The organism is Achromobacter sp. HZ01 (assembly GCF_003267925.1).
In the GTDB taxonomy this organism is placed as follows: Bacteria; Pseudomonadota; Gammaproteobacteria; order Burkholderiales; family Burkholderiaceae_B; genus Achromobacter; species Achromobacter pulmonis_A.
The window spans coordinates 1,265,446-1,287,669 of sequence record NZ_LWKV01000002.1; the positions used below are offsets into that span (position 1 = coordinate 1,265,446).

The following is a 22,224-nucleotide window of genomic DNA, read 5'->3' on the forward strand; positions in this document are numbered from 1 at the left end:
GTGAAAGCGGTTTACTTCACTTCGGGCGGAGTCTCGAAGGTGTGGAAGGGCGCGGGCGAGGGCACCGTCCATTCCAGGCCTTCGGCGCCGTCCCACGGCTTGGCGGCGGCGACTTCGCCCTTGCCGCGGTAGCAGCGCAGGATCGCCCACAGGAAGATCAGCTGCGACAGGCCGAACCAGAACGCGCCGATGGTGGCCATCTGGTGGAAGGTCGTGAACTGCCCTGCGTAGTCGGCGTAGCGGCGCGGCATGCCGGCCAGGCCCAGGAAGTGCATCGGGAAGAAGGTCACGTTGAACGAGATCAGCGTGGACCAGAAGTGCAGCTTGCCCAGCTTTTCGCTGTACATGCGGCCGGTCCATTTGGGCACCCAGTAGTAGGCGCCGGCGAACAGCGCGAACAGCGAGCCGGCCACCAGCACGTAGTGGAAGTGGGCCACCACGTAGTAGGTGTCGTGCACCTGGATGTCGATCGGGGCCACCGACAGGATCAGGCCGGTGAAGCCGCCCATGGTGAACACGAAGATGAAGCCGATCGAGAACAGCATCGGGGTCTCGAACGTCATGGAGCCGCGCCACATGGTGGCGACCCAGTTGAACACCTTCACCCCGGTCGGGATGGAGATGAGCATGGTGGCGTACATGAAGTAGAGCTGGCCGGTCACCGGCATGCCGGTGGTGAACATGTGGTGCGCCCACACGATGAAGGACAGCACGGCGATGGAGGCGGTGGCGTACACCATGGAGGCGTAGCCGAACAGCTTCTTGCGGGCGAAGGCGGGAACGATGGCCGACACGATGCCGAACGCCGGCAGGATCATGATGTAGACCTCGGGGTGCCCGAAGAACCAGAACACGTGCTGGTACAGCACCGGGTCGCCGCCGGCGGCGGCGTTGAAGAAGCCCGTGCCGAAATGGCGGTCGGTCAGCACCATGGTGATGGCGGCGGCCAGCACCGGCATCACGGCCAGCAGCAGGAAGGCGGTGATCAGCCAGGTCCAGCAGAACAGCGGCATCTTCATCAGCGTCAGACCGGGCGCGCGCATGTTCAGGATGGTGACGATGATGTTGATCGCGCCCATGATGGACGAGGCGCCCATGATGTGCAGCGCGAAGATCGCCAGATCCATGCCGGGGCCCATCTGCAGCGACAGCGGCGCGTACAGGGTCCAGCCGGCCGCGGTGGCGCCGCCGGGCACGAAGAACGAGGCCGTCAGCATGATGGCGGCCATGGGCAGCAACCAGAAGCTGAAGTTGTTCATGCGCGCGAAGGCCATGTCGGAAGCGCCGATCTGCATCGGGATCATCCAGTTCGCGAAGCCCACGAAGGCCGGCATGATGGCGCCGAACACCATCACCAGGCCGTGCATGGTGGTGAACTGGTTGAAAAGCTCGGGGCGGAAGAACTGCAGGCCCGGCTCGAACAGCTCGGTGCGCAGCAGCAAGGCCAGCGTGCCGCCTTCCAGCAGCATGACGAACGAGAAGATGAGGTACATCGTCCCGATGTCTTTGTGGTTGGTGGCGAAAAGCCAGCGGCGCCAGCCGGTGGGGATGGCGTGGTGGTGGTCATCGTGACCGTGGCCGTGGCCCGGCGACACGTGGTCTACAGTGACGCTGCTCATGATGGACTCCTTCCTGCTGAGTGCCGGGCCCGATCCACGGGGCCGGCAGGGTATCTCTAACTAAACGGAACCGGTTCTGCGTAGGCGTGGCTGGGCGCGCGCGATCAGCGCGCAGCCGTCACGTCCTTCGGCTGAACCGTCGGGTCCTGCCCCTTGCCTGCATTGCTCCAGGCATGGCGCGTATAGCTGATGACCGCCGCGATCTCGACATCGTTGAGCTGGCCGCCGAACGGCGCCATCGCGGTGCCGGGCTTGCCCTTCAGCACGGTGTTGATCTGTTCGGCCTTCGGCCCCAGAACAACCTTGTCTCCGTCGAGCGGGGGGAAGCTGCCCGGGATGCCCTTGCCGTTGGCCTGGTGACAGGCCACGCAATTCGCCGCGAAAACCTTCTCGCCGCGGGCAACCAGTTCGGCTTCCGTCCACTCCTTGTTGGGATCGTCGGCGTTCGCCGCCATCTTCTTCTTTTGGTCTTCGACCCACTTATCGTAGTCGGCTTGCGCCATAACTTCCACGACGATGGGCATGAAAGCGTGGTCCTTGCCGCAGAGTTCCGCGCACTGGCCGCGGTAAATGCCGGGTTTGTCGGCATTGAACCAGGCATCGCGCAGGAAGCCGGGGATGGCGTCCTGCTTGACGCCGAAGTCCGGAATCATCCAGGAATGGATGACGTCGGCGGCGGTCAGGACGATGCGGACCTTTTTATTCACCGGCACCACCAGGTGATTGTCCACTTCCATCAGGTAGAACTCGCCCTTGGGCTCGCGGTTCTCGATCTGCGCGCGCGGGGTCGACAAGGTGGACAGGAACTTGACGCCGGCGGCCGGGCCGTCGAGGTACTCGTAGCCCCACTTCCATTGATAGCCGGTGACCTTGACGGTGAGATCGGCGCTGGAGGTGTCCTTCATGGCGACCACGGTCTTGGTGGCCGGCAGCGCCATGGCGATGACGATGATGAACGGGATGACCGTCCATGCGACTTCGACGCCGAGGTGTTCGTGGAAGGTGGCGGCCTTGTGGCCGCGCGACTTGCGGTGCGCCCAGATGGAATAGAACATCACCCCGAACACACCGATGAAGATCACGATACAGATCGTGAGCAGCATCCAGTGCAGCCACATGATGTCGCGCGAAATCGACGTCACGCCCTCATGCAGGTTCAGCTGGTTGACCTTCGGGCCGCCGGGCATGTCTTGCACCTGAGCACTCGCCACGCTGGCCATCAGCATCGCACAAGTCCCCAGTATCCCTCTCCACTTCTTCATGCTTACCTCGAAACACGGCGCGTAGGTCCGTTCTCTAGTGGCGGAAGTCACCGGAAACGGGCAACACGCAATTATTAGATGGCAGGGGCGAGGCAGGGAGATAGAGCGGCCCCTGTCGTTCCCACTCGAAATCACAAAGAAACTGCCGGATTATAGCGGACGCGCAAACAGATGTAAGTTAGCGCCCTTGAATTCGTAGGCGCCGCCCCCATTTGGCCTCGCCCTCTTGACCTGGGGCTGAAAACAGGCTGGCATAAAATCGTCGGTAACATCAACACCACGATTCCCCGATGCCACAACAGTTGCCCGATCTGTACGCCGCCCTTTGCGCACGCGCCCAGGAGCCCGCTCCCGACGGCGCGCGCGCTTTATATATAGCGGGGCGCCGCTGCGGCTGGGCCACGCACGCGGCGTGCGACGCGCTGCGCGGCGCGGCCGATATCGACGCCGACGGCGAGACCCTGCGCATCGGCGCGGGCCTGGAGCCGGGCGCGCAACTGGATGGCGTGCTCGAACGGGCCGCGCAACTGTTGCGCCAAGCCAACTGCCTGCGCGGCTGGCGCGACGAATTGCTGGACGTCATGGACGGCGACACTGCCCTGGGCGTGATCGAACGCGCCGCGGTGCGCCCCCTGGGCCTGCTCACCAAGGCCGTGCACCTGAACGCGTGGACGCCCGACGGCCGCCTGTGGGTCGCGCGCCGCTCGCTCAGCAAGTCCACCGATCCCGGCATGTGGGATACGTTGGTGGGCGGCCTGGCCGGCAGCCGCGAGGACCTGGAACTGGCGCTGGTGCGCGAATGCGGCGAGGAAGCCGGGCTGGACGAACCCGACCTGGCGCGTCGCACGCCGCTGCGCACCATATTGCGCATCCATCGGCGCCTGCCCGAGGGCTATCAGGTCGAGGACGTGCTGACCAGCACCTGCGTGCTGGAAGCCGACGCCCGGCCCGCCAACCGCGACGGCGAAGTCATGGAGATCGCCACGCTGGACGTGGCCACGGTGCTGCGCCGCATCGCCGAGGGCGAATTCACGCTGGAAGCGGCGCTGGTGATCGTCGAAGACATCATGCAGCGCCGCGCGGCCGGCGAAATCCCGGCCTGAGGCCCGTCAGCCCGGACGCGCCGCGTCCAGCATGCCCGCGGGCGGCGGATCGGCTTGCGGCGCCTCGCCGGCGGGCGGGGTTGCGCCCGCGGCCTCGGCGGCTTCCGCGGCCTGGGCCGGGCTGGGCGCGGAGGCCGGCGCGGGCGCCGGCGCGGCCGCGGCATTGGCCTGCGAGAACTGCTTCCACACCTCGATGGCGCGCAGGCGCTGCTTGGCCACCAGCTGGATGCGCTCGCGCAGGTTCTCGTCGCGCGCCAGCAGCGCGTGGAAATCCCGCGACGACAGCATGAGCAGCTTGCTGTAGCCCAGCGAGGTCACGTCGGGCTCGATCTGCTGCTCGCCCAGCAGCCCCAGTTCGCCGAAGAATTCGCCGCTGCCCAGTTCGATCAGGGTGTTGTCCGGCAGGTGCACGGCCACGGCCCCGGAGGCCACGAAGCACATTTCGCCGCCGTGCCGGCCCTTGGTGAGCACGCGCTGGTCCGGCAGCGACAGCCGCGGCTTGAGCAGCTTGCTGATGGCGCGCAGCGAATCGGCCGACAGCCCCTCGAACAGCGGCACGCGCTTGATCAGCTCGGCCGCGCTCATTTCGATGTCCAGCGGCGGATGGCGGTCGATATGGGCCCAGCGGCTCTTCAACTGCGCCATCAGGTCGGCGTACACCTCGCCGCTGATCAGGAACTGCTCCAGCATGTCGCGGTAGCGGATGCGCTCCATTTCGCGCGCCACGCGGCCCAGATAGCTTTCCTGCAGCCACTGCGCGTAGGACGGATATTGCAGATTCAGCGCCTGTATGGCGTTTTCGATCAGGTCCAGGCGGCGCTGGTGCAGGGACACGATGCGCGCGGTGGCCTCTTCGCCCAGCAGCGGCGTGATCTGTTCGCGCGCGAACGCGATCAGGCGCTGCGCGACCGACCGCTTGCTCATCAGGTTGGCGAAACGCTGGGCCAGTTCGCGCGCCAGCCAGCTCTGGAAGCCGAACACGTAGTGCAGCCGCAGCGCCAGCCGGAAACCGGGCGAATAGCGCACGTCGTCGACGATCCCGCGCTCGAAGCCCGCGACGCCGCCCTGCCGGATCGCGTCCTCCAGCCGCTCGGCCCGCGCCAGCAGCGCCTCGGCCATGCGCCAGTCCACGATCTGCGCCTTCAGGATGTCGAAGAACATTTCCTCTTCGCGCTGCGCCACGATGGCCAGGCCCACCGCCACGCGCTGCTCGTCGCTCATCTGGCCGACCTGGCCGTCGTGCACGCTGGTCAGGCTGGCGTCGAACACCGCGCGGATGCGGTCGCGCACCTCGGCGCCGATGTGCTCGCTGCGCGCGACCTCTTCCGTCTTGCCCTGCAGGTCTTCCAGCGCCACGGCCAGGGCCTGGTTGCGGATGGTGCGCTCCACCGGCGAGAGCTGATTCAGGCCCAGCGCGCGGATCAGCGGACGCAGGCTGATGCCGTTGACGAACAGCGTGAGCAGCACGAAGCTGGTGGTGGCGACCGCGATGAACTGGCGCGCCTCTTCGGGCACGCCGGTCTGTTCGGTGACGGCCAGCGCCAACGCCAGCGAGACGGCGCCGCGCAGGCCGCCCCACAGCATCACCACCTTGTACGGCCTGCTGACCTTGGTGCCCAGCCGGGTCAGGCCCAACAGCGGCAGCAGGCCGAACACCACGATGGCGCGCGCCGCCAGCGTGGTCACGAACAGCACCACCACCAGCAGCAATTCCTGCCAGTCGGCCGCCGCCATCAGCTTCGGGATCAGCATGGCCGCGAACAAGAAGATCAGCGAATTGGCCCAGAACCCGAACTGCCCCCAGGCGCTGGACAGGTATTCGAACGTGGTGGGCGACATGCGGGTGCGGCCGGTGGACCCGACCACCAGGCCGGCGATCACCGTGGCGACCACGCCCGAGACGTTCAGGTAGTGCTCGGAAATGAAGAAGGACAGATAGGCCAGCGTCAGCGTCAGCGTGATTTCGGCGGTGGGAAAGCCGCGCAGCCACGCGAACAGGAAGCAGGCCAGCCGCCCCATCGCGTAGCCGGCCAGGCCGCCGCCCAGGAAGTGCACGATGAAGTCATTGAAAATGCCGCTCACGGTCAGTTCGCCGTGGCCGCCCAGCACCGCCAGCAGCACCGAGTACAAGGCGATGGAGGCCGCGTCGTTGAACAGGCTTTCGCCCTCGACCAGCGTGGTCAGGCGCTTGGGCGCGCCCACCTCGCGGAAAATGCCCACCACCGCCACCGGGTCGGTCGTGGCCACGATGGCGCCCAGCAGCAGGCAGACCACCAGGCCGTAGGACGACACGGCGTCCAGCGCCACCCCGACGGCCACGGTGCACACCACCACGGCCACGATGGCCATCATCAGGATGGGGCCGATGTCGTCCATCAGGCGCCGCACGTTCATCGACAGCGCGGTCTCGAACAGCAGCACCGGCAGGAACACCATCAGGAAGGTTTCCGACGAGATCTCGAAGCGTTCCAGCGAATCCAGAAAATCGCCGATCCAGCGCGGCGCCCAGCCGTGCAGGTGCACGATGATGCCCAGCAGACAGCCGACGATGGCCAGCAGCACCGAGTACGGCAGCTTGAGGCGGCCGGCCAAAGGCGGCATGAAGCAGACCAGCGTGAGCAAACCGGCCAGGCCGAATACGAGAAAACCGACATCCATGGATAGCGCCGCGTCTGAGGCTAGGGAGAAATTTCACAAGAATAGCGGCTTTTTTCCCCAAGTCCGGGCGGCGAACTGTAGAGAATCGTAGAGAATGCACGTTTGGTTACCCCAATACGCAAGCGCGATACGCGTGGCGACGCGTTTTTTGGGTAATGTGGAATCGCTTCAACTTTTCAGGAGCGGCACTTGGCCCGCATCCATGCCCTGACCCGGCGCGACGACGCGCCCGCCATGCTGGTCCAGCTCACCGACAGCCACCTGTTCGGCGAGCCCGGCACCGTGATGCTGGGCGTCGACACCGACGCCAGCCTGCGCGCCGTGCTGCGCCAGATCGAGGCCGACGGCCGCCATCCCGACCTGCTGCTGGCCACCGGCGACCTGTCCCAGGACGGCGCGGCGGCGGCCTACCGCCGCTTTGCCTCCATCCTGTCCGAGGCGCCGGCGCTGGACCGCGCCACCATCCGCTGCCTGCCGGGCAACCATGACCTGCCTGCCGTGATGCGCGAGGAACTGGCGCAGTGGTCCGAGCCGGTCACCGACGTGGGCGCCTGGCGCGTCGTGACGCTGGACACCACGGTGCCCGGCTCCGACGCGGGCCACCTGCCCGCCAGCCAGCTGGATCTGCTGGAGGCCGCCCTGGCCGAAGCGCCCGGGCGCCACACGCTAGTCGCGATGCACCACAACCCCATGCAGATCGACAGCCACTGGCACGACACGATGATGATCGACAACCCGCAGGCGCTGTTCAAGCTGCTGGCCCGCTGGCCGCAGGCCCGCGTGCTGCTGTGGGGACACGTGCACCACGACTTCGACCGCCGCCGCCACAACCTGCGCATGCTGGCCACGCCGTCCACGTGCTTCCAGTTCAGCATCCGCGACGGGCAGCACGTGGTGGACAACATGGCGCCGGGGTATCGCTGGATCAAGCTGTACCAGGACGGATCGCTGGCGACCGGCGTGCGGCGGGTGCAGGACGCGCTGTGGCGTCCGGCGCTGGCGGCGTCGGACAAGGTGCAGGCGGCCTAGGCATAAAAAACGGGGCACCAATACATAGATTATTGGTGCCCCGCAAACATCCGTCTCATAGGGGAGGGGAAAGAGGAGAAGCCGAGACGGACGACTAGACAGCCAACCGGAGTTCGCGGTCTACATGAAGTTAGTCGGCGCGGCCCGCATTAAGTTTCTGGCGCGGCGCAAAAATTCCGGGTGAATTTGTATCAATTCATGTAACGGCCGCCAGGCGCGCCGCAAAAGACGAAGGCCGCTCGAAAGCGGCCTTTTGCATGGGCGGGCGGCAGGCGCGTCAGGCCTGGAGATTGCCGCGCATTTTCTTGAGGGCGGCGGCCTCGATCTGGCGGATGCGTTCGGCCGAGACGCCGAATTCCTGGGCCAGTTCGTGCAGCGTGGCGCCGCCGTCGTCCTGCAGCCAGCGCGCCTCGACGATGCGGCGCGAACGCGGGTCCAGCGCTTCCAGCGCCTCGCTCAGCCCGCTGCCCTGCAGCCGGTCGCGCGCGGCGCGCTCCAGCACCCGCGTGGGTTCCTGGCGGCCGTCGTCGGACAGATAGGCGATGGGCGCGTAGCTCTCATCGTCGTCGTCCTGGTTTTCCAGCGACATGTCGCGCCCGGACAGGCGCACTTCCATTTCGCTCACGTCTTCGCGGCGCACGTTCAGCTCGCGCGCGATGTGATCGACCTGCTCGGGGTCCAGCGTCTGGCCGTCGGGCCGCATGCTGCGCAGGTTGAAGAACAGCTTGCGCTGGGCCTTGGTGGTGGCCACCTTGACCAAGCGCCAGTTGCGGATGATGTATTCGTGGATTTCCGCCTTGATCCAGTGCACGGCGAACGACACCAGGCGCACGCCGCGCTCGGGGTCGAAACGTTTGACGGCCTTCATCAGGCCGACGTTGCCTTCCTGGATCAGGTCGGCGTGGGGCAGGCCGTAGCCCAGGTACTGGCGGGCCACGGACACCACCAGGCGCAGGTGCGACAGGATCAACTCGCGCGCCGCGCCCAGGTCTTCCTGGTCGCGCAGGCGGCGTCCCAGCTCGGTTTCTCGTTCAGCCGACAGCACCGGCAGGCGATTCACCGCGGAAATGTATGCGTCGATCGTGCCGAGCGCGCCCGGATTGCCGATGGCCAACGCCAGGGCGTTGCCGGAAGTGGCCAACGAGGTACTGGGTTGTTTCATAACGGGAGTCTCCGGAAGGCTTAAGGATGACGACATGAATTCGATGTTAGCACTCTAGTAAAGGGAGTGCTAATTCGACTATTGCGGCGCATCAAAGTTCCACCACACATGATTCGCCCCCAATTTTTTTGGCCCGAGAAGTTCGAGCCAGCGCAAGAATGGCCGCGCCGCCGCCGGGCCGCCCCAAGGCGGCGCAGCGTGGGTGTTCACACTACCAGCCCAGGCGCTTGAGGCCGTCGACCGTAGCCTGGCCGTCGGGGCGGATGAACAGCGCCCCGCGCGGGTCCAGGAAGACCTGGTAGCGGGCGCCGTCGAACAGGGGCATGTAGGCGCCGCTGCCGAATTGGACATCGACGAAGGGGAACCAGTTCGGGAAATTCTTCTTCAGCGAACCGAGGTCGGGCGCGGGCCAGTCGTCCAGCGGATGCACCGAACGGGTGGCCGAGGCCTCGCGGGCCGCGTCGCTGTAGCGGCCGGACAGCCGCTCCAGGCGGTACAGCGGCGGCACGCCCGCCATCAGCGCCGGCACCTTCCAGCGCACCACCCGCGCGTCGATCTGCCACTGGTCGCCGTACAGCACGTACTGGCGGTTGCCGATGGCCGGCGCGCTGGCGTCCACCTGGAACTGGCCCTCGGCCAGCTGGCGGATCTCGACGCGGGCCACCGGCTCGTCGGTGGTCAGGCGGAAGAACTGCACCAGCGACAGGGCCAGCAGGCCGGACACGCAGCCCAGCAGCACCAGCATCAGCCCGAACAGGCGGCGCACCGGCCGGAGCTGGAACATTTTGCGGCCGCGCTCGTCGCGCGGGCCGCCCTTGCCCAGCAGCATGACGATGCCCGGCAGCAGGACGACGATGGCGCCCAGCAGTATCCAGACGAAAGGAGCGATTCCGTTGATCAAATCAGCCGTTCCCGATTAGGTAAGAACCGCCGCGGGCGGTGGCCGGCCAGTATAGAAGCGGCCTCAGGCCGCGGGTTTTCCAAGCCGCTCGACGTGAAACCGGATGTGATCCTCGATAAACGTCGAGATGAAGTAATAGCCGTGGTCGTAGCCCTCGTGGCGACGCAGGGTCAACGGCTGGCCGGCGGCGGCGCAGGCCTGCTCGAATACCTCGGGATACAACTGTTCCGCCAAAAACTGGTCCGATTCTCCCTGGTCGATCAGGATGCCCCCGGGAAACGGCTGGCGGGCCTGGCGCATCAACGCCGACGCGTCGTAGGCGGCCCAGTCCTGGACGTCGGCGCCCAGGTAGGCGCCGAAGGCCTTCTTGCCCCACGGGCACAGGCTGGGCGCGGCGATGGGCGCGAAGGCCGACACCGAGCGGAATTTGGCGGGGTTGCGCAGCGCCAGCACCAGCGCGCCGTGGCCGCCCATGGAATGGCCGAAGATCCCGGTGCGCGACGCGTCGCCCGGCAGCGCGCCGCCGGTGACGATGGCATGCAGTTCTTCGGTCACGTAGCTGTACATGCGGTAGTGCGTGCGCCAGGCCGGCGTGGTGGCGTCCACGTAAAAGCCCGCGCCGGTGCCCAGGTCCCAGTTTTCGTCCTCGCCCGGCACGTTGGCCCCGCGCGGGCTGGTGTCCGGGGCCACCAGCATGACGCCCAGCTCCGCAGCCAGGCGCTGGGCGCCGGCCTTGATCATGAAAGTCTCTTCGGTGCAGGTCAGCCCGGCCAGGTAGAACAGGACGGGTACCGGGCCTTGCTCGGCCTGGGACGGCAGATAGACCGAGAACCGCATGGGCAGGCCGATCTGCGCGGATTCGTGGCGGTAATAGCGCTGCCAGCCGCCGAAACAGCGGTGCTGCGAGATGAGTTCGAGGGCCACGGCCATAGGTCTGCTCCAGTCGTAGGGGATGAAAAAACGCCCGCGGGTTAGGGTATATCCACGGTACGACGTTCCGTCGCCGAATGTTAACCTGCACGTATTCGGGTACGGACGACGAAAAAAATGACGGATCCTTGCCCATATCGCGATCACGGGACTTGACCGCCGCCTACCGTGGCACTATTTATATACCGTGAGAGAAGACAACCCGTTCTTCCGGATACGCAAGTCCTGACACTATGGCCCGTCTGCCCCGTCTGTACGCCCCTGGGCTGCCCCAATTGGTGCAGGCCAATTTCATCCAGCCGCTGGCGGCGCCGTCTCAACCCGCGCCGGCCGACATCCTGAACCAGCTGGCCACGTGGCTGGGCGAATCCGCCCAGCGCCATCGGGTCTCGGTTCATGGCTGGCTGCTCGCCAACGACCGCATCCTGCTGCTGGCCACGCCGGCCGACGAAGAAGGCCTGCCGCGGCTGATGCAGACGCTGGGCCGCAACCTGGCGGCGCGGCTGCGCGGCGGGCGCGTATTCGCCGGCCGCTACCGCTCGGCCCTGCTGGAACCGGGCGCCTGGGTGCTGCCGGCCCTGGTCTGGCTGGAAACCTATCCCGTACGCAGCGGCGCCTCGCAGGACCCGGACTCCTGGCCCTGGTCCTCGGCCTCCAGCCACACCGGCAACACCACGGCCGCCCCCGCCCAATGGCAGTCGGACCACGCCGATTACTGGGCCTGCGGCAACACGCCTTTCGACCGCCAGGCCAATTACCGCAAGCGCCTGCAGGACGGCCTGTCGCGCGAGGAAAGCCAGCGCATCGACCAGGCGGTTTCCGGCCAGTGGGCGCTGGGCGGCCCCGCCTTCATCGCCAGCCTGGCCCACACCGCCAGCCGGCGCGTGGCCCCGGGCCAGCGCGGACGCCCGCGCAAGAAGCCGGCCGCAGCCGCGCCGGCCGATGCCGAACCTTCCTCTTCCACGTCCAATTCCTGATCCGCCCCGTCCCGGGCGGATTCCTTTCCCGTTTTCCTGCATGCATGACGCGCCCTGGGCGCGTCGCGGCGCTCGCCATTGCGATTGCGCAACACCGGATTGCGGATACGATCGGCCTAGATATCCAAAATTATTGGGGACGCATAACCTAAAAAACGGCCAAATCCCGGTCAAACATCGCTTCTCCGTCTGCACCCCCATCTGGAAACCCGCGCCAGGCAACGCTCTAGATACGTCACCAAATAATCATCCTATGAGCGGCCATAAATATAATTAGGGACATACCCTGTTTATTCCTATTGCACCCTGCTCCTGTCAGGGGTATTGTCCGTCTCCTGCACTGCAACATCACGACGCAGGCCTACTGCGGAGCGCGCCATGCCCCAAAACACCCAGATCGAATCCTGTCTCCCGCCCAAGGCGACCCCCATCGATGCGAGCCGCATCGGTCTGCCTCCCGCCCAGGGCCTGTACCACCCCAAGAACGAACATGACGCCTGCGGCGTCGGTTTCGTCGCCCACATCAAGGGCAAGAAAAGCCACGCCATCATCCAGCAGGGCCTGAAGATCCTGGAGAACCTGGACCATCGCGGCGCGGTGGGCGCGGACAAGCTGATGGGCGACGGCGCCGGCATCCTGATCCAGATCCCCGACGCGCTGTACCGCGACGAGCTGAGCCAGCAGGGCATCGTCCTGCCGCCGCCCGGCGAATACGGCGTGGCCATGGTGTTCCTGCCCAAGGAAACCGCCTCGCGCCTGGCCTGCGAGCAAGAGCTGGAGCGTTCGGTGCGCGCCGAGGGCCAGGTCGTGCTGGGCTGGCGCAATGTGCCGGTGGACGTGGACATGCCCATGTCGCCCGCCGTGCGCGCCTGCGAGCCGGTGATCCGCCAGCTGTTCATCGGCCGCGGCGCCGACGTGATGGTGCCGGACGCGCTGGAACGCAAGCTGTACGTGATCCGCAAGACCGCCAGCCACGCCATCCAGAACATGCATCTGGCGCATGGCAAGGAATACTTCGTGCCCTCGGCCTCGGTGCGCACCGTGGTCTACAAGGGCCTGCTGCTGGCCGACCAGGTCGGCCGCTACTACCGCGACCTGGCCGACACCCGCACCGTCTCGGCCCTGGCCCTGGTGCACCAGCGCTTCTCCACCAACACCTTCCCGGCCTGGCCGCTGGCCCACCCGTACCGCATGATCGCCCACAACGGCGAAATCAACACGGTCAAGGGCAACTTCAACTGGCTGCGCGCGCGCGAAGGCATGATGCAGTCGGCCGTGCTGGGCGACGACCTGAAGAAGCTGTACCCCATCGTCTACGAAGGCCAGTCCGACACCGCGACCTTCGACAACTGCCTGGAACTGCTGGTGAACTCGGGCTACTCGCTGGCCCACGCCATGATGATGATGATCCCGGAAGCCTGGGAGCAGCACACGCAGATGGACGAAAGCCGCCGCGCTTTCTACGAGTACCACGCCGCCATGATGGAGCCGTGGGACGGCCCGGCCGCGGTCGCGTTCACCGACGGCCGCCAGATCGGCGCCACGCTGGACCGTAACGGCCTGCGCCCGGCGCGCTACCTGGTCACCGACGACGACATGGTGATTCTGGCCTCCGAGGCCGGCACGCTGTCCATCCCCGAGAACCGCATCGTCAAGAAGTGGCGCCTGCAGCCGGGCAAGATGTTCCTGATCGACCTGGAGCAGGGCCGCATCATCGACGACGCCGAGATCAAGCTGCAGCTGTCCAACAGCCGCCCCTACCGCCAGTGGATCGAGCGCCTGCAGATCAAGCTGGAATCGCTGCCGGCGCCGCGCCAGGCCGCCACGGCCACGCAATCGCCGGTCTCGCTGCTGGACCGCCAGCAGGCTTTCGGCTGGACCCAGGAAGACTACAAGTTCATCCTCGAGCCCATGGCCGCCAGCGGCGAGGAAGTGATCGGCTCGATGGGCAACGACGCCCCGCTGGCCGTGCTGTCGGACCGCGCCAAGCCGTTCTACAACTATTTCCGCCAGCTGTTCGCGCAGGTCACCAACCCGCCGATCGACCCGATCCGCGAGCAGCTGGTGATGTCGCTGGTGTCGTTCATCGGCCCCAAGCCCAACCTGCTGGACATCAACAACGTCAACCCGCCGCTGCGCCTGGAAGTGTCGCAGCCGGTGCTGGACTTTGCCGCCATGGCGCAGATCCGCGACATCGAGCAGGTGACGGGCAAGAAGTTCCGCAGCTTCGAGCTGGACATCACCTATCCGGCCGCCTGGGGTCCCGAGGGCATCGAAGCCCGCGTGGCCGCGCTGTGCGCGCGCGCCGTGGACGCGGTGCGCAGCGGCTACAACATCCTGATCGTGTCCGACCGCCTGGTCGACAGCGAACGCGTGGCCATCCCCGCGCTGCTGGCCACCTCGGCGGTGCACCAGCACCTGATCCGCGCCGGCCTGCGCACCAACACCGGCCTGGTCGTGGAGACCGGCTCGGCGCGCGAGGTGCACCATTTCGCGCTGCTGGGCGGCTATGGCGCCGAAGCCATCCACCCCTACCTGGCGCTGGAATCGCTGGGCAAGATGAATGACCCCGAAAAGGCGGTCAAGAACTACATCAAGGCGATCGGCAAGGGCCTGAACAAGGTCATGTCCAAGATGGGCATTTCCACCTATATGTCCTACACCGGCGCGCAGATCTTCGAAGCCGTGGGCCTGCAAAGCGCCCTGGTGAACAAGTACTTCACCGGCACCGCCTCCAACATCGAAGGCATCGGCATCTTCCAGGTCGCCGAGGAAGCGCTGCGCCAGCACCGCGCCGCCTTCGGCACCGATCCGGTCCTGGCCAACGACCTGGACGCGGGCGGCGAATACGCCTATCGCGTGCGCGGCGAAGAGCACATGTGGACGCCGGACTCCATCGCCAAGCTGCAGCACGCCTCGCGCGCCAACAACTACCGCACGTACAAGGAGTACGCGCAGATCATCAACGACCAGAGCCGCCGCCACATGACGCTGCGCGGCCTGTTCGAGTTCCGCTTCGATCCGTCGCGCGCCATCCCGCTCGACGACGTCGAGCCGGCCAAGGAGATCGTCAAGCGCTTCGCCACCGGCGCCATGTCGCTGGGCTCGATCTCGACCGAGGCGCACTCGGTGCTGGCCGTGGCCATGAACCGCATCGGCGGCAAGTCCAACACCGGCGAAGGCGGCGAGGACGAACTGCGCTACCGCGCCGAGATGCGCGAAGGCAAGAGCCTCATCAAGGACGGCGACACGCTGGCCTCGGTGCTGGGCGCCGAGCGCATCGAAGCCGACGTCGCGCTGAAGAAGGGCGACTCGCTGCGCTCGAAGATCAAGCAGGTGGCCTCGGGCCGTTTCGGCGTGACCGCCGAATACCTGTCCTCGGCCGACCAGATCCAGATCAAGATGGCCCAGGGCGCCAAGCCCGGCGAGGGCGGCCAGCTGCCCGGCCACAAGGTGTCGGAATACATCGCCAAGCTGCGCTATTCGGTGCCGGGCGTGGGCCTGATCTCGCCCCCGCCGCACCACGACATCTATTCCATCGAAGACCTGGCCCAGCTGATCCACGACCTGAAGAACGTCAATTCCAAGGCCTCGATCTCGGTCAAGCTGGTGTCCGAAGTGGGCGTGGGCACGGTGGCCGCGGGCGTGGCCAAGGCCAAGGCCGACCACGTCGTGATCGCCGGCCATGACGGCGGCACGGGCGCCTCGCCGGTGTCGTCCATCAAGCACGTCGGCACGCCCTGGGAGCTGGGCCTGGCCGAGACGCAGCAGACGCTGGTGCTCAACCGCCTGCGCAGCCGCATCCGCGTGCAGGCCGACGGCCAGATGAAGACCGGCCGCGACGTGGTCATCGGCGCGCTGCTGGGCGCCGACGAATTCGGCTTCGCCACCGCGCCGCTGGTCGTCGAAGGCTGCATCATGATGCGCAAGTGCCACCTGAACACCTGCCCGGTGGGCGTGGCGACGCAGGACCCGGTGCTGCGCAAGAAATTCCAGGGCAAACCCGAGCACGTCGTCAACTTCTTCTTCTTCATCGCCGAGGAAGTGCGCGAAATCATGGCCCAGCTGGGCATCCGCAAGTTCGACGACCTGATCGGCCGCGCCGACCTGCTCGACATGCGTTCGGGCGTGGAGCACTGGAAGGCCCAGGGCCTGGACTTCACCCGCGTGTTCCACCAGACCCTGTCCGACGCCGAAGTGCGCCAGACCGAAGAGCAGGACCACGGCCTGGCCGGCGCGCTGGACCACCAGCTGATCGAGCGCAGCAAGCCGGCGCTGGAGCGCGGCGAGAAGGTCTCGTTCATCGTGCCGGTGCGCAACCGCAACCGCACCATCGGCGCCATGCTGTCGGGCGCGGTGGCCGCGCGCTACGGCCACGAGGGCCTGCCGGACGACACCATCCACATCCAGTGCAATGGCACCGCCGGCCAGAGCTTCGGCGCCTTCCTGGCCCATGGCATCACCATGGACCTGGTGGGCGAAGGCAACGACTACGTCGGCAAGGGCCTGTCGGGCGGCCGCATCATCGTGCGCTCGCCCAACGATTTCCGCGGCTTCGGCCCGGATCACATCATCGCCGGCAACACCGTGCTGTACGGCGCGCTGGCGGGCGAGGCGTTCTTCAACGGCGTGGCCGGCGAACGCTTCGCGGTGCGCAACTCGGGCGCGGCCACCGTCGTGGAAGGCACCGGCGACCACGGCTGCGAATACATGACCGGCGGCACCGTCGTGGTGCTGGGCGCCACCGGCCGCAACTTCGCGGCCGGCATGTCCGGCGGCGTGGCCTATGTGTGGGACCCGGAGCGCACGCTCAAGCACCGCGCCAACCTGTCCATGGTCGAACTGGAACCCGTGGTCCCGCACGCCGAACAGGCCGCGCAGGACAACATGGACACCTGGCACAGCGCCCAGCGCGGCGGCGAACGCGAAACGGACGAAACCATCCTGCGCCGCCTGGTGGAAGACCACTTCCGCTACACCGGCAGCTTCCGCGCCCGCGAAATCCTGGGCGACTGGGAAGCCTCGCGCGGCAAATTCGTAAAGGTCATGCCGACGGACTACCGCCGCGCATTGGGTGAAATGTGGCGTGCAGCCAACCCGCAACAACTGGCTGCGTGAGGGAAATCATGGGAAAGATCACCGGATTCATGGAATACCAGCGCCTGCAGGAGGCCTCCGAGGCCCCGCAGAAGCGCCTGAAGAACTGGCGCGAGTTCGTGCTGCACCTGACCGACGAGCAGGCCAAGCAGCAGGCGGCGCGCTGCATGGACTGCGGCATTCCGTTCTGCAACAACGGCTGCCCGGTCAACAACATCATCCCGGACTGGAACGACCTGGTGTACCGCCAGGACTGGAAGCGCGCGCTGGACGTGCTGCACTCCACCAACAACTTCCCGGAGTTCACCGGCCGCATCTGCCCGGCGCCGTGCGAAGCCGCCTGTACCTTGAACATCAACAGCGAGGCCGTGGGCATCAAGTCCATCGAGCACGCCATCATCGACAAGGGCTGGGCCGAAGGCTGGGTCACGCCGCAGGTGCCGGCGCGCAAGACCGGCAAAAAGGTCGCGGTGGTGGGCTCCGGCCCGGCGGGCATGGCGTGCTCGCAGCAGCTGGCGCGCGCCGGCCATTCCGTGACCCTGTTCGAAAAGAGCGACCGCATCGGCGGGCTGCTGCGCTACGGCATCCCCGACTTCAAGCTGGAAAAGCACCAGATCGACCGCCGCATCTCGCAGATGGAGGCCGAAGGCGTGGAGTTCGCGCCCTCGACCTATATCGGCAACCCCAGCGACCCGGTGGCCGACGGCCTCACGGTGCGCACGCCTGAATCGCTGCTGGCCGAGTTCGACGCCGTGGTGATGAGCGGTGGCTCGGAAACCCCGCGCGACCTGCCGGTGCCGGGCCGCGAGCTGTCCGGCGTGTACTTCGCCATGGACTTCCTGCGCCAGCAGAACAAGGCCGTGGCCGGCGACCGCCTGGCCAACCAGACGCTGGCCAAGGGCAAACACGTGGTGGTGATCGGCGGCGGCGACACGGGTTCGGACTGCGTCGGCACCAGCAACCGCCACGGCGCGGCCTCGGTCACGCAATTCGAGCTGATGCCCCAGCCGCCCGAGTCGGAAAACAAGGCCATGACCTGGCCCTACTGGCCGCTCAAGCTGCGCACCTCGTCCTCGCACGAGGAAGGCTGCGAGCGCGACTGGTCGGTGACCACCAAGCTGCTCAAGGGCAGCAACGGCCGCGTCGAGAAACTGGTCGGCGCGCGCGTCGAATGGTTCAAGGACGAAGCCACCGGCCAGATGAAGATGCGCGAAGTCGAAGGCTCGGAGTTCGAGATCAAGGCCGACCTGGTGCTGCTGGCCATGGGCTTCGTGTCGCCGGTGCAGACCGTGCTCGACGCCTTCGGCGTGGACCGCGACGCGCGCGGCAACGTGCGCGCCAACACCGACGACTACCGCACCAACGTGGAAAAGGTCTTCGCCGCCGGCGACATGCGCCGCGGCCAGTCGCTGGTGGTCTGGGCCATCCGCGAAGGCCGCCAGTGCGCGCGCGCCGTGGACGCCTACCTGATGGGGTCGAGCGAACTGCCGCGCTGAGCCTGGGCGCAGCATGCGACGCCGCCGGCGCGAAAGCGCGCGGCGGCGTTTTTCATGGGTCGTGCTACGACTTGTTGCAACATAACCACTTTTTCCTTGCGGTCTTTTCACGGTTTGACACGCGTCAACCGGGGTCCGGAGCAGGTTTGAGAACCTAGCTGCTCAACCCCAGAAAAGATCGGAGAGGAAAATGTTTTCGCTGCACAGCCACGCCCGCGCCACCGCCATCGCCGGCCTGATCGCCGCCGCCTCGCTCGCCGCCCCCGCGCATGCGCACGAGGCCGGGGACGTGCTGGTCAAGGTTGGCGCCACCAGCGTCATGCCGGCCTCCAACAACGGCAGCGTGCTCGACGGCAGCGTCAAGCTCGACGTCAACAACAACGTCCGCCCCAGCTTCACGCTCACCTACATGGCCACGCGCAACATCGGCATCGAACTGCTCGGCGCCTGGCCCTTCCAGCACGACATCCGCGGCAGCGGCCTGGGCAAGATCGGCACCACCAAGCACCTGCCGCCCACGCTGAGCCTGCAATGGCACATCCTGCCCGACAGCATGATCCAGCCCTACATCGGCGTCGGCATCAACTACACCACCTTCTTCGACACCCAGACCAAGGGCGCGCTGAGCGGCTCGGACCTGAAGCTGAAGGATTCGTGGGGCGTGGCCGCGCAGCTCGGCGCGGACATCAAGATCAATGACCGCTGGTTCATGAACGCGGACATCCGCTACATCGACATCTCGTCCAAGGTGAAGCTGGACGGCCAGCACATCGGCACCGCCCGCATCAACCCGTGGGTCGCCACGGTGGGCGTGGGCTACCGCTTCTGAGCGGCCTGTTGCAAGGCCTGGCGCAACGCCTGCAGAGCCGGCGTGTCGTCGTCGGCGCGCCAGACCAGCTGGGTCAGGGCGCGCGCATGGGAGCCGGGCAGGGCGCCGATGCGCACCGAATGCGCCGGCCCCAGCACCTCCAGCACCGAACGCGGCACGATGGCCACGCCCGATCCGGCCGCCACGCAGGCCACGATGGCGTGATACGACGCGAACTCCATCACGTTGGCCGGCGTCACGCCTTCCTGGTTCAGCCATGACTCCAGGATGCGGCGGTACGAACACCCCGCCGCGAACGCGATGACGCTGCGCCCGCTCAATTCCTGCGCCCGCCCGACCGGCCCCCAGGCCGCGGGCGAGATCAGCGCCAGCTCTTCGCGAAACGCGTCCATCGCCGCCAGCCCCTGCGCCGGAAACGGCCGGGCCACGAAAGCGGCTTCGATGGCGTAGCCGCGCACCTGCTCGGCCAGCGCCGCCGAAGTGCCCGTCACCAGCTCGATGCGCACCTGCGGCCAGGCCGCGTGGTAGGCCGCCAGAATGGGCGGCAGGCGCGCTGCCGCGGTGCTTTCCATGGTGCCGATGCGCAGCACGCCGCGCGGCGCGCCCTCGCGCACCGCGGCCTGGGCCTCGTCCGACAGGCGCAGCAGGCGGTCGGCGTAGGACAGCAGCACGCGGCCCTGGTCCGACAGCACCAGGCGGCGGTTCTGGCGCCGAAAGAGCGGCGTCTGCAGCTCGGCTTCGAGTTGCTTGAGGCGGGTCGACACATTGGACTGCACGCGGTTCAGGTGCGCGGCGGCGCGCGCCACGCCGCCCTGGTCGGCCACCGCCTTGAATATCTGCAGCGCGTCGAGGTCCAAGTTTCTCATTTCAAGAACTCGTGTTCTGAATAATTCACTATTAAAGATATTAGTACAGCCTTAGAGTAGGGGGCATGTCAACGCCTGCTTCGCCCCTCCCGCCGCCCCGCGGCGCTGCCGCGCTGGCCTGGCCCGCGGCGCTGGCCCTGGCCGCCGCCATGGGCATCGGCCGGTTCGCCTTCACGCCGGTCTGGCCCGCCATGGCGCAGGAAGCCGGGCTGTCGCTGGCGCAGGGCAGCTGGCTGGCCTCGGCCAATTACGCCGGCTACCTGCTGGGCGCCCTGGCCGCCGTCGCCTGGCCGCCGCGGCGCCTGCGCGGCATGCTGGCCGCCAGCCTGCTGGCCGTGGCGGCGCTGACCCTGGCCATGCCGCTGTGGCCGGGAATGGCGGCCTGGTGCGCGCTGCGGCTGGCCGCGGGTTACGCCAGCGCCAGCGCCTTCATCTGCGTGGCGGCCTGGCGGCCCGTGCCGGCCGGCGACCCGCGCGAGGCGGGCGCTTCGGCCGTGGCCTATGCCGGCGTGGGCGCGGGCATCGCGCTCACCGGCCTGGCCTGCCTGGCCCTGACCGCGCTCGGCGCGGACGCGGACATGCTGTGGATCGCCCTGGGCGCCCTGGCGCTGGCGCTGTCGGCGGCGGCCTGGTCCGGCATGCGCCGCAGGGCCGCGCCCGTGGCGCCCACGCCCGCCGCCGCGGGCGCCGCGCTGCCTGCCGGCATACCTGGGCTGGCCCTGCATTACGGCGTGTTCGGCGTGGGCTACATCATTCCCGCCACCTTCCTGCCCGTGATGGCCAAGCAGGCCATTGCGGACCCGGCCGTCTTCGGCTGGGCCTGGCCGCTGTTCGGGCTGGCCGCGGCGGCCTCCTGCCTGCTGGTCCCGCGGCTGGGGCGTGGGCGCGACCACAGGCAGGTCTGGCGCGCCGCGCAGGCGCTGATGGCCCTGGGCATGCTGGCCGCGGCGCTGTGGCAGCACATCGCCGCCGTGATCCTGGCCGCGCTGCTGGTGGGCGGCACCTTCATGGTCATCACGCAGGCCGGCATGCTGGCCGCGCGGCGCGGCGCCGGCGCGGCCGCCCCGCGCGCGGCGGCCCTCATGACCGCCGCCTTCGCCGCCGGCCAGATACTGGGTCCGCTGCTGGCCGCGGCGGCCGCGCACTGGGGCGCGGGCCTGCCGCAAGTGCTGGGCGGCAGCGCGGCGCTGCTGGGCCTGTCGGCCTGGCGCCTGGGAAAAATCACGACAGACGACGGAAGTGCTGGGCATAATGCGGTCGGCCCGCAGGGCTGTTCCACAAGAAAGCATAAAGAGGAGTTCCCAGCATGAAACCGTTGCGTCCCCTGATCGCCGCCATCGCCGCCGTCGCCGCCCTGGGCAGCGCCGCCCAGGCCCAGCCGGCCGACTGGCCGAGCAAACCCATCACCATGATCGTGCCCTACGCGCCGGGCGGCTTCGCCGACACCCGCGTGCGCCTGCTGGCGCGCAAGCTCGGCGACTCGCTGGGCCAGCCCGTCGTGGTCGAGAACAAGGCGGGCGCGGGCGGCGTGGTCGGCACCAACCTGATCGCGCGCGCCGCCGCGGACGGCTACACCATCGGCACCGGCAACCTGGCGCCCATGGCCGTCAACCCGACCCTGATGAAGGACATGCCCTACGATCCGCAAAAGGACCTGGCGCCCATCGTCCTGATCGAAAACAGCCCGCTGGTGCTGAGCGTGAACAACGACCTGCCGGTCAAGACGCTGGCCGACCTGATCGCGCTGGCCAAGAAAGAGCCCGGCAAGCTGACCTTCGGCTCGTCCGGCGTGGGCGGCGCCCACCACCTGTCCGGCGAGATGTTCCGCGAGCAGGCCGGCATCGACATCATCCACGTGCCCTACAAGGGCGGCAGCCTGGCCGCCACCGATCTCATGGGCGGGCATATCTCGATGATGTTCGAAATGGGCTACTCGGCGCTGCCGGCCATCCAGGGCAAGAAGATCCACCCGATCGCCGTGACCTCGGCCAAGCGCCTGGCCGTGCTGCCCGACGTGCCCACCATGGCCGAATCGGGCCTGCCCGGCTTCGAGTCGTACAACTGGCAGGGCATCGTCGCCCCGGCCGGCACCCCGGCGCCCATCATCGCCAAGCTCAACGCCGAGTTCAACCGCATCCTGAAGGACGCCGAGGTGCAGAAGGCCATCGCCGACACCGGCAGCCAGGCCGGCGGCGGCACGCCCGAGGAATTCGGCGCCTTCATCAAGAGCGAAACCGAGAAGTGGGCGAAAGTCATCAAGGCCGGAAACATCCAGCTTCAATAACCTTCCAGGAG

At 67.4% G+C, this 22,224-nt stretch carries 15 protein-coding genes; 8 read left to right on the plus strand and 7 right to left on the minus strand.

What is annotated here, in order from left to right; all coding sequences use genetic code 11:
• Positions 1–11 precede the first annotated feature (11 nt).
• The gene (gene ctaD / locus A6B37_RS14870; protein ID WP_102773066.1) at positions 12–1,619 is read right to left on the minus strand and encodes a cytochrome c oxidase subunit I; all 1,608 of its coding nucleotides are present in this window, start codon (positions 1,617–1,619) and stop codon (positions 12–14) included.
• Positions 1,620–1,723: 104 nt separating this feature from the next.
• Positions 1,724–2,881, minus strand: coding sequence for a cytochrome c oxidase subunit II (coxB, locus tag A6B37_RS14875; protein WP_102773065.1), 1,158 nt, complete (start codon positions 2,879–2,881; stop codon positions 1,724–1,726).
• A 290-nt stretch (positions 2,882–3,171) separates the two neighbouring features.
• On the opposite strand from coxB, the gene A6B37_RS14880 reads away from it, so the two are divergent.
• Positions 3,172–3,984, plus strand: a complete 813-nt coding sequence (locus A6B37_RS14880; protein WP_102773064.1) for an NUDIX domain-containing protein — start codon at positions 3,172–3,174, stop codon at positions 3,982–3,984.
• A gap of 6 nt (positions 3,985–3,990) precedes the next feature.
• On the opposite strand, the gene A6B37_RS14885 is transcribed toward A6B37_RS14880, so the two are convergent.
• Entirely contained in the window at positions 3,991–6,642 is a 2,652-nt protein-coding gene (locus A6B37_RS14885) for a cation:proton antiporter (protein ID WP_102773063.1), read from the minus strand.
• A gap of 189 nt (positions 6,643–6,831) precedes the next feature.
• Between A6B37_RS14885 and cpdA the strand changes: the two genes are divergently transcribed.
• Positions 6,832–7,671 (plus strand): 3',5'-cyclic-AMP phosphodiesterase, encoded by an 840-nt coding sequence (cpdA, locus tag A6B37_RS14890; RefSeq protein ID WP_102773062.1) that lies wholly within the window; start codon positions 6,832–6,834, stop codon positions 7,669–7,671.
• Positions 7,672–7,948: 277 nt separating this feature from the next.
• Here the strand turns inward: cpdA and rpoH are convergent, their stop codons facing one another.
• The 3 genes from rpoH to fghA all read right to left on the minus strand — a co-directional run bounded on the left by rpoH (position 7,949) and on the right by fghA (position 10,664).
• Entirely contained in the window at positions 7,949–8,833 is an 885-nt protein-coding gene (gene rpoH, locus A6B37_RS14895; protein WP_111826186.1) for an RNA polymerase sigma factor RpoH, read from the minus strand.
• A gap of 211 nt (positions 8,834–9,044) precedes the next feature.
• Positions 9,045–9,734 (minus strand): hypothetical protein, encoded by a 690-nt coding sequence (locus A6B37_RS14900; RefSeq protein ID WP_111826187.1) that lies wholly within the window; start codon positions 9,732–9,734, stop codon positions 9,045–9,047.
• A 63-nt stretch (positions 9,735–9,797) separates the two neighbouring features.
• A complete protein-coding gene (gene fghA, locus A6B37_RS14905) occupies positions 9,798–10,664 on the minus strand; it encodes an S-formylglutathione hydrolase (RefSeq protein ID WP_111826188.1) in 867 nt (288 codons plus the stop codon).
• Positions 10,665–10,897: 233 nt separating this feature from the next.
• Here fghA and A6B37_RS14910 point away from each other — a divergent pair, with 233 nt between their 5' ends.
• The 4 genes from A6B37_RS14910 to A6B37_RS14925 all read left to right on the plus strand — a co-directional run bounded on the left by A6B37_RS14910 (position 10,898) and on the right by A6B37_RS14925 (position 19,063).
• Positions 10,898–11,641 carry a hypothetical protein gene (locus tag A6B37_RS14910; RefSeq protein WP_111826189.1) on the plus strand — a complete coding sequence of 248 codons (744 nt, stop codon included), beginning with the start codon at positions 10,898–10,900 and terminating at the stop codon, positions 11,639–11,641.
• 378 nt (positions 11,642–12,019) lie between these two features.
• Entirely contained in the window at positions 12,020–16,759 is a 4,740-nt protein-coding gene (locus tag A6B37_RS14915; protein ID WP_111826190.1) for a glutamate synthase-related protein, read from the plus strand.
• Positions 16,760–16,767: 8 nt separating this feature from the next.
• Positions 16,768–18,234: a glutamate synthase subunit beta gene (locus tag A6B37_RS14920; protein WP_102773053.1), complete on the plus strand. Its 1,467-nt coding sequence runs from the start codon at positions 16,768–16,770 to the stop codon at positions 18,232–18,234.
• A 190-nt stretch (positions 18,235–18,424) separates the two neighbouring features.
• Positions 18,425–19,063, plus strand: coding sequence for an OmpW family outer membrane protein (locus A6B37_RS14925; RefSeq protein ID WP_111826191.1), 639 nt, complete (start codon positions 18,425–18,427; stop codon positions 19,061–19,063).
• Here A6B37_RS14925 and A6B37_RS14930 read toward each other — a convergent pair.
• Entirely contained in the window at positions 19,051–19,929 is an 879-nt protein-coding gene (locus A6B37_RS14930) for a LysR family transcriptional regulator (protein WP_111826192.1), read from the minus strand. The genes A6B37_RS14925 and A6B37_RS14930 overlap by 13 nt on opposite strands.
• A gap of 65 nt (positions 19,930–19,994) precedes the next feature.
• Here A6B37_RS14930 and A6B37_RS14935 point away from each other — a divergent pair, with 65 nt between their 5' ends.
• On the plus strand, positions 19,995–21,239 hold the full coding sequence (locus A6B37_RS14935; RefSeq protein ID WP_111826193.1) for a YbfB/YjiJ family MFS transporter: 1,245 nt from the start codon (positions 19,995–19,997) through the stop codon (positions 21,237–21,239).
• Entirely contained in the window at positions 21,236–22,213 is a 978-nt protein-coding gene (locus A6B37_RS14940) for a tripartite tricarboxylate transporter substrate binding protein (protein WP_111826194.1), read from the plus strand. The genes A6B37_RS14935 and A6B37_RS14940 overlap by 4 nt, the downstream gene beginning before the upstream one ends.
• Positions 22,214–22,224 lie beyond the last annotated feature (11 nt).

What these genes read in the sequence shown, in the direction of transcription:
- coxB (WP_102773065.1), bottom strand. Translation starts at nt 2,881, where the DNA reads ATGAAGAAGTGGAGAGGGATACTGGGGACTTGTGCGATGCTGATGGCC.
- A6B37_RS14920 (WP_102773053.1), top strand. Translation starts at nt 16,768, where the DNA reads ATGGGAAAGATCACCGGATTCATGGAATACCAGCGCCTGCAGGAGGCC.
- fghA (WP_111826188.1), bottom strand. Translation starts at nt 10,664, where the DNA reads ATGGCCGTGGCCCTCGAACTCATCTCGCAGCACCGCTGTTTCGGCGGC.
- A6B37_RS14910 (WP_111826189.1), top strand. Translation starts at nt 10,898, where the DNA reads ATGGCCCGTCTGCCCCGTCTGTACGCCCCTGGGCTGCCCCAATTGGTG.
- A6B37_RS14940 (WP_111826194.1), top strand. Translation starts at nt 21,236, where the DNA reads ATGAAACCGTTGCGTCCCCTGATCGCCGCCATCGCCGCCGTCGCCGCC.
- A6B37_RS14930 (WP_111826192.1), bottom strand. Translation starts at nt 19,929, where the DNA reads ATGAGAAACTTGGACCTCGACGCGCTGCAGATATTCAAGGCGGTGGCC.
- ctaD (WP_102773066.1), bottom strand. Translation starts at nt 1,619, where the DNA reads ATGAGCAGCGTCACTGTAGACCACGTGTCGCCGGGCCACGGCCACGGT.
- rpoH (WP_111826186.1), bottom strand. Translation starts at nt 8,833, where the DNA reads ATGAAACAACCCAGTACCTCGTTGGCCACTTCCGGCAACGCCCTGGCG.
- A6B37_RS14915 (WP_111826190.1), top strand. Translation starts at nt 12,020, where the DNA reads ATGCCCCAAAACACCCAGATCGAATCCTGTCTCCCGCCCAAGGCGACC.
- A6B37_RS14925 (WP_111826191.1), top strand. Translation starts at nt 18,425, where the DNA reads ATGTTTTCGCTGCACAGCCACGCCCGCGCCACCGCCATCGCCGGCCTG.
- A6B37_RS14880 (WP_102773064.1), top strand. Translation starts at nt 3,172, where the DNA reads ATGCCACAACAGTTGCCCGATCTGTACGCCGCCCTTTGCGCACGCGCC.
- A6B37_RS14935 (WP_111826193.1), top strand. Translation starts at nt 19,995, where the DNA reads ATGTCAACGCCTGCTTCGCCCCTCCCGCCGCCCCGCGGCGCTGCCGCG.
- A6B37_RS14885 (WP_102773063.1), bottom strand. Translation starts at nt 6,642, where the DNA reads ATGGATGTCGGTTTTCTCGTATTCGGCCTGGCCGGTTTGCTCACGCTG.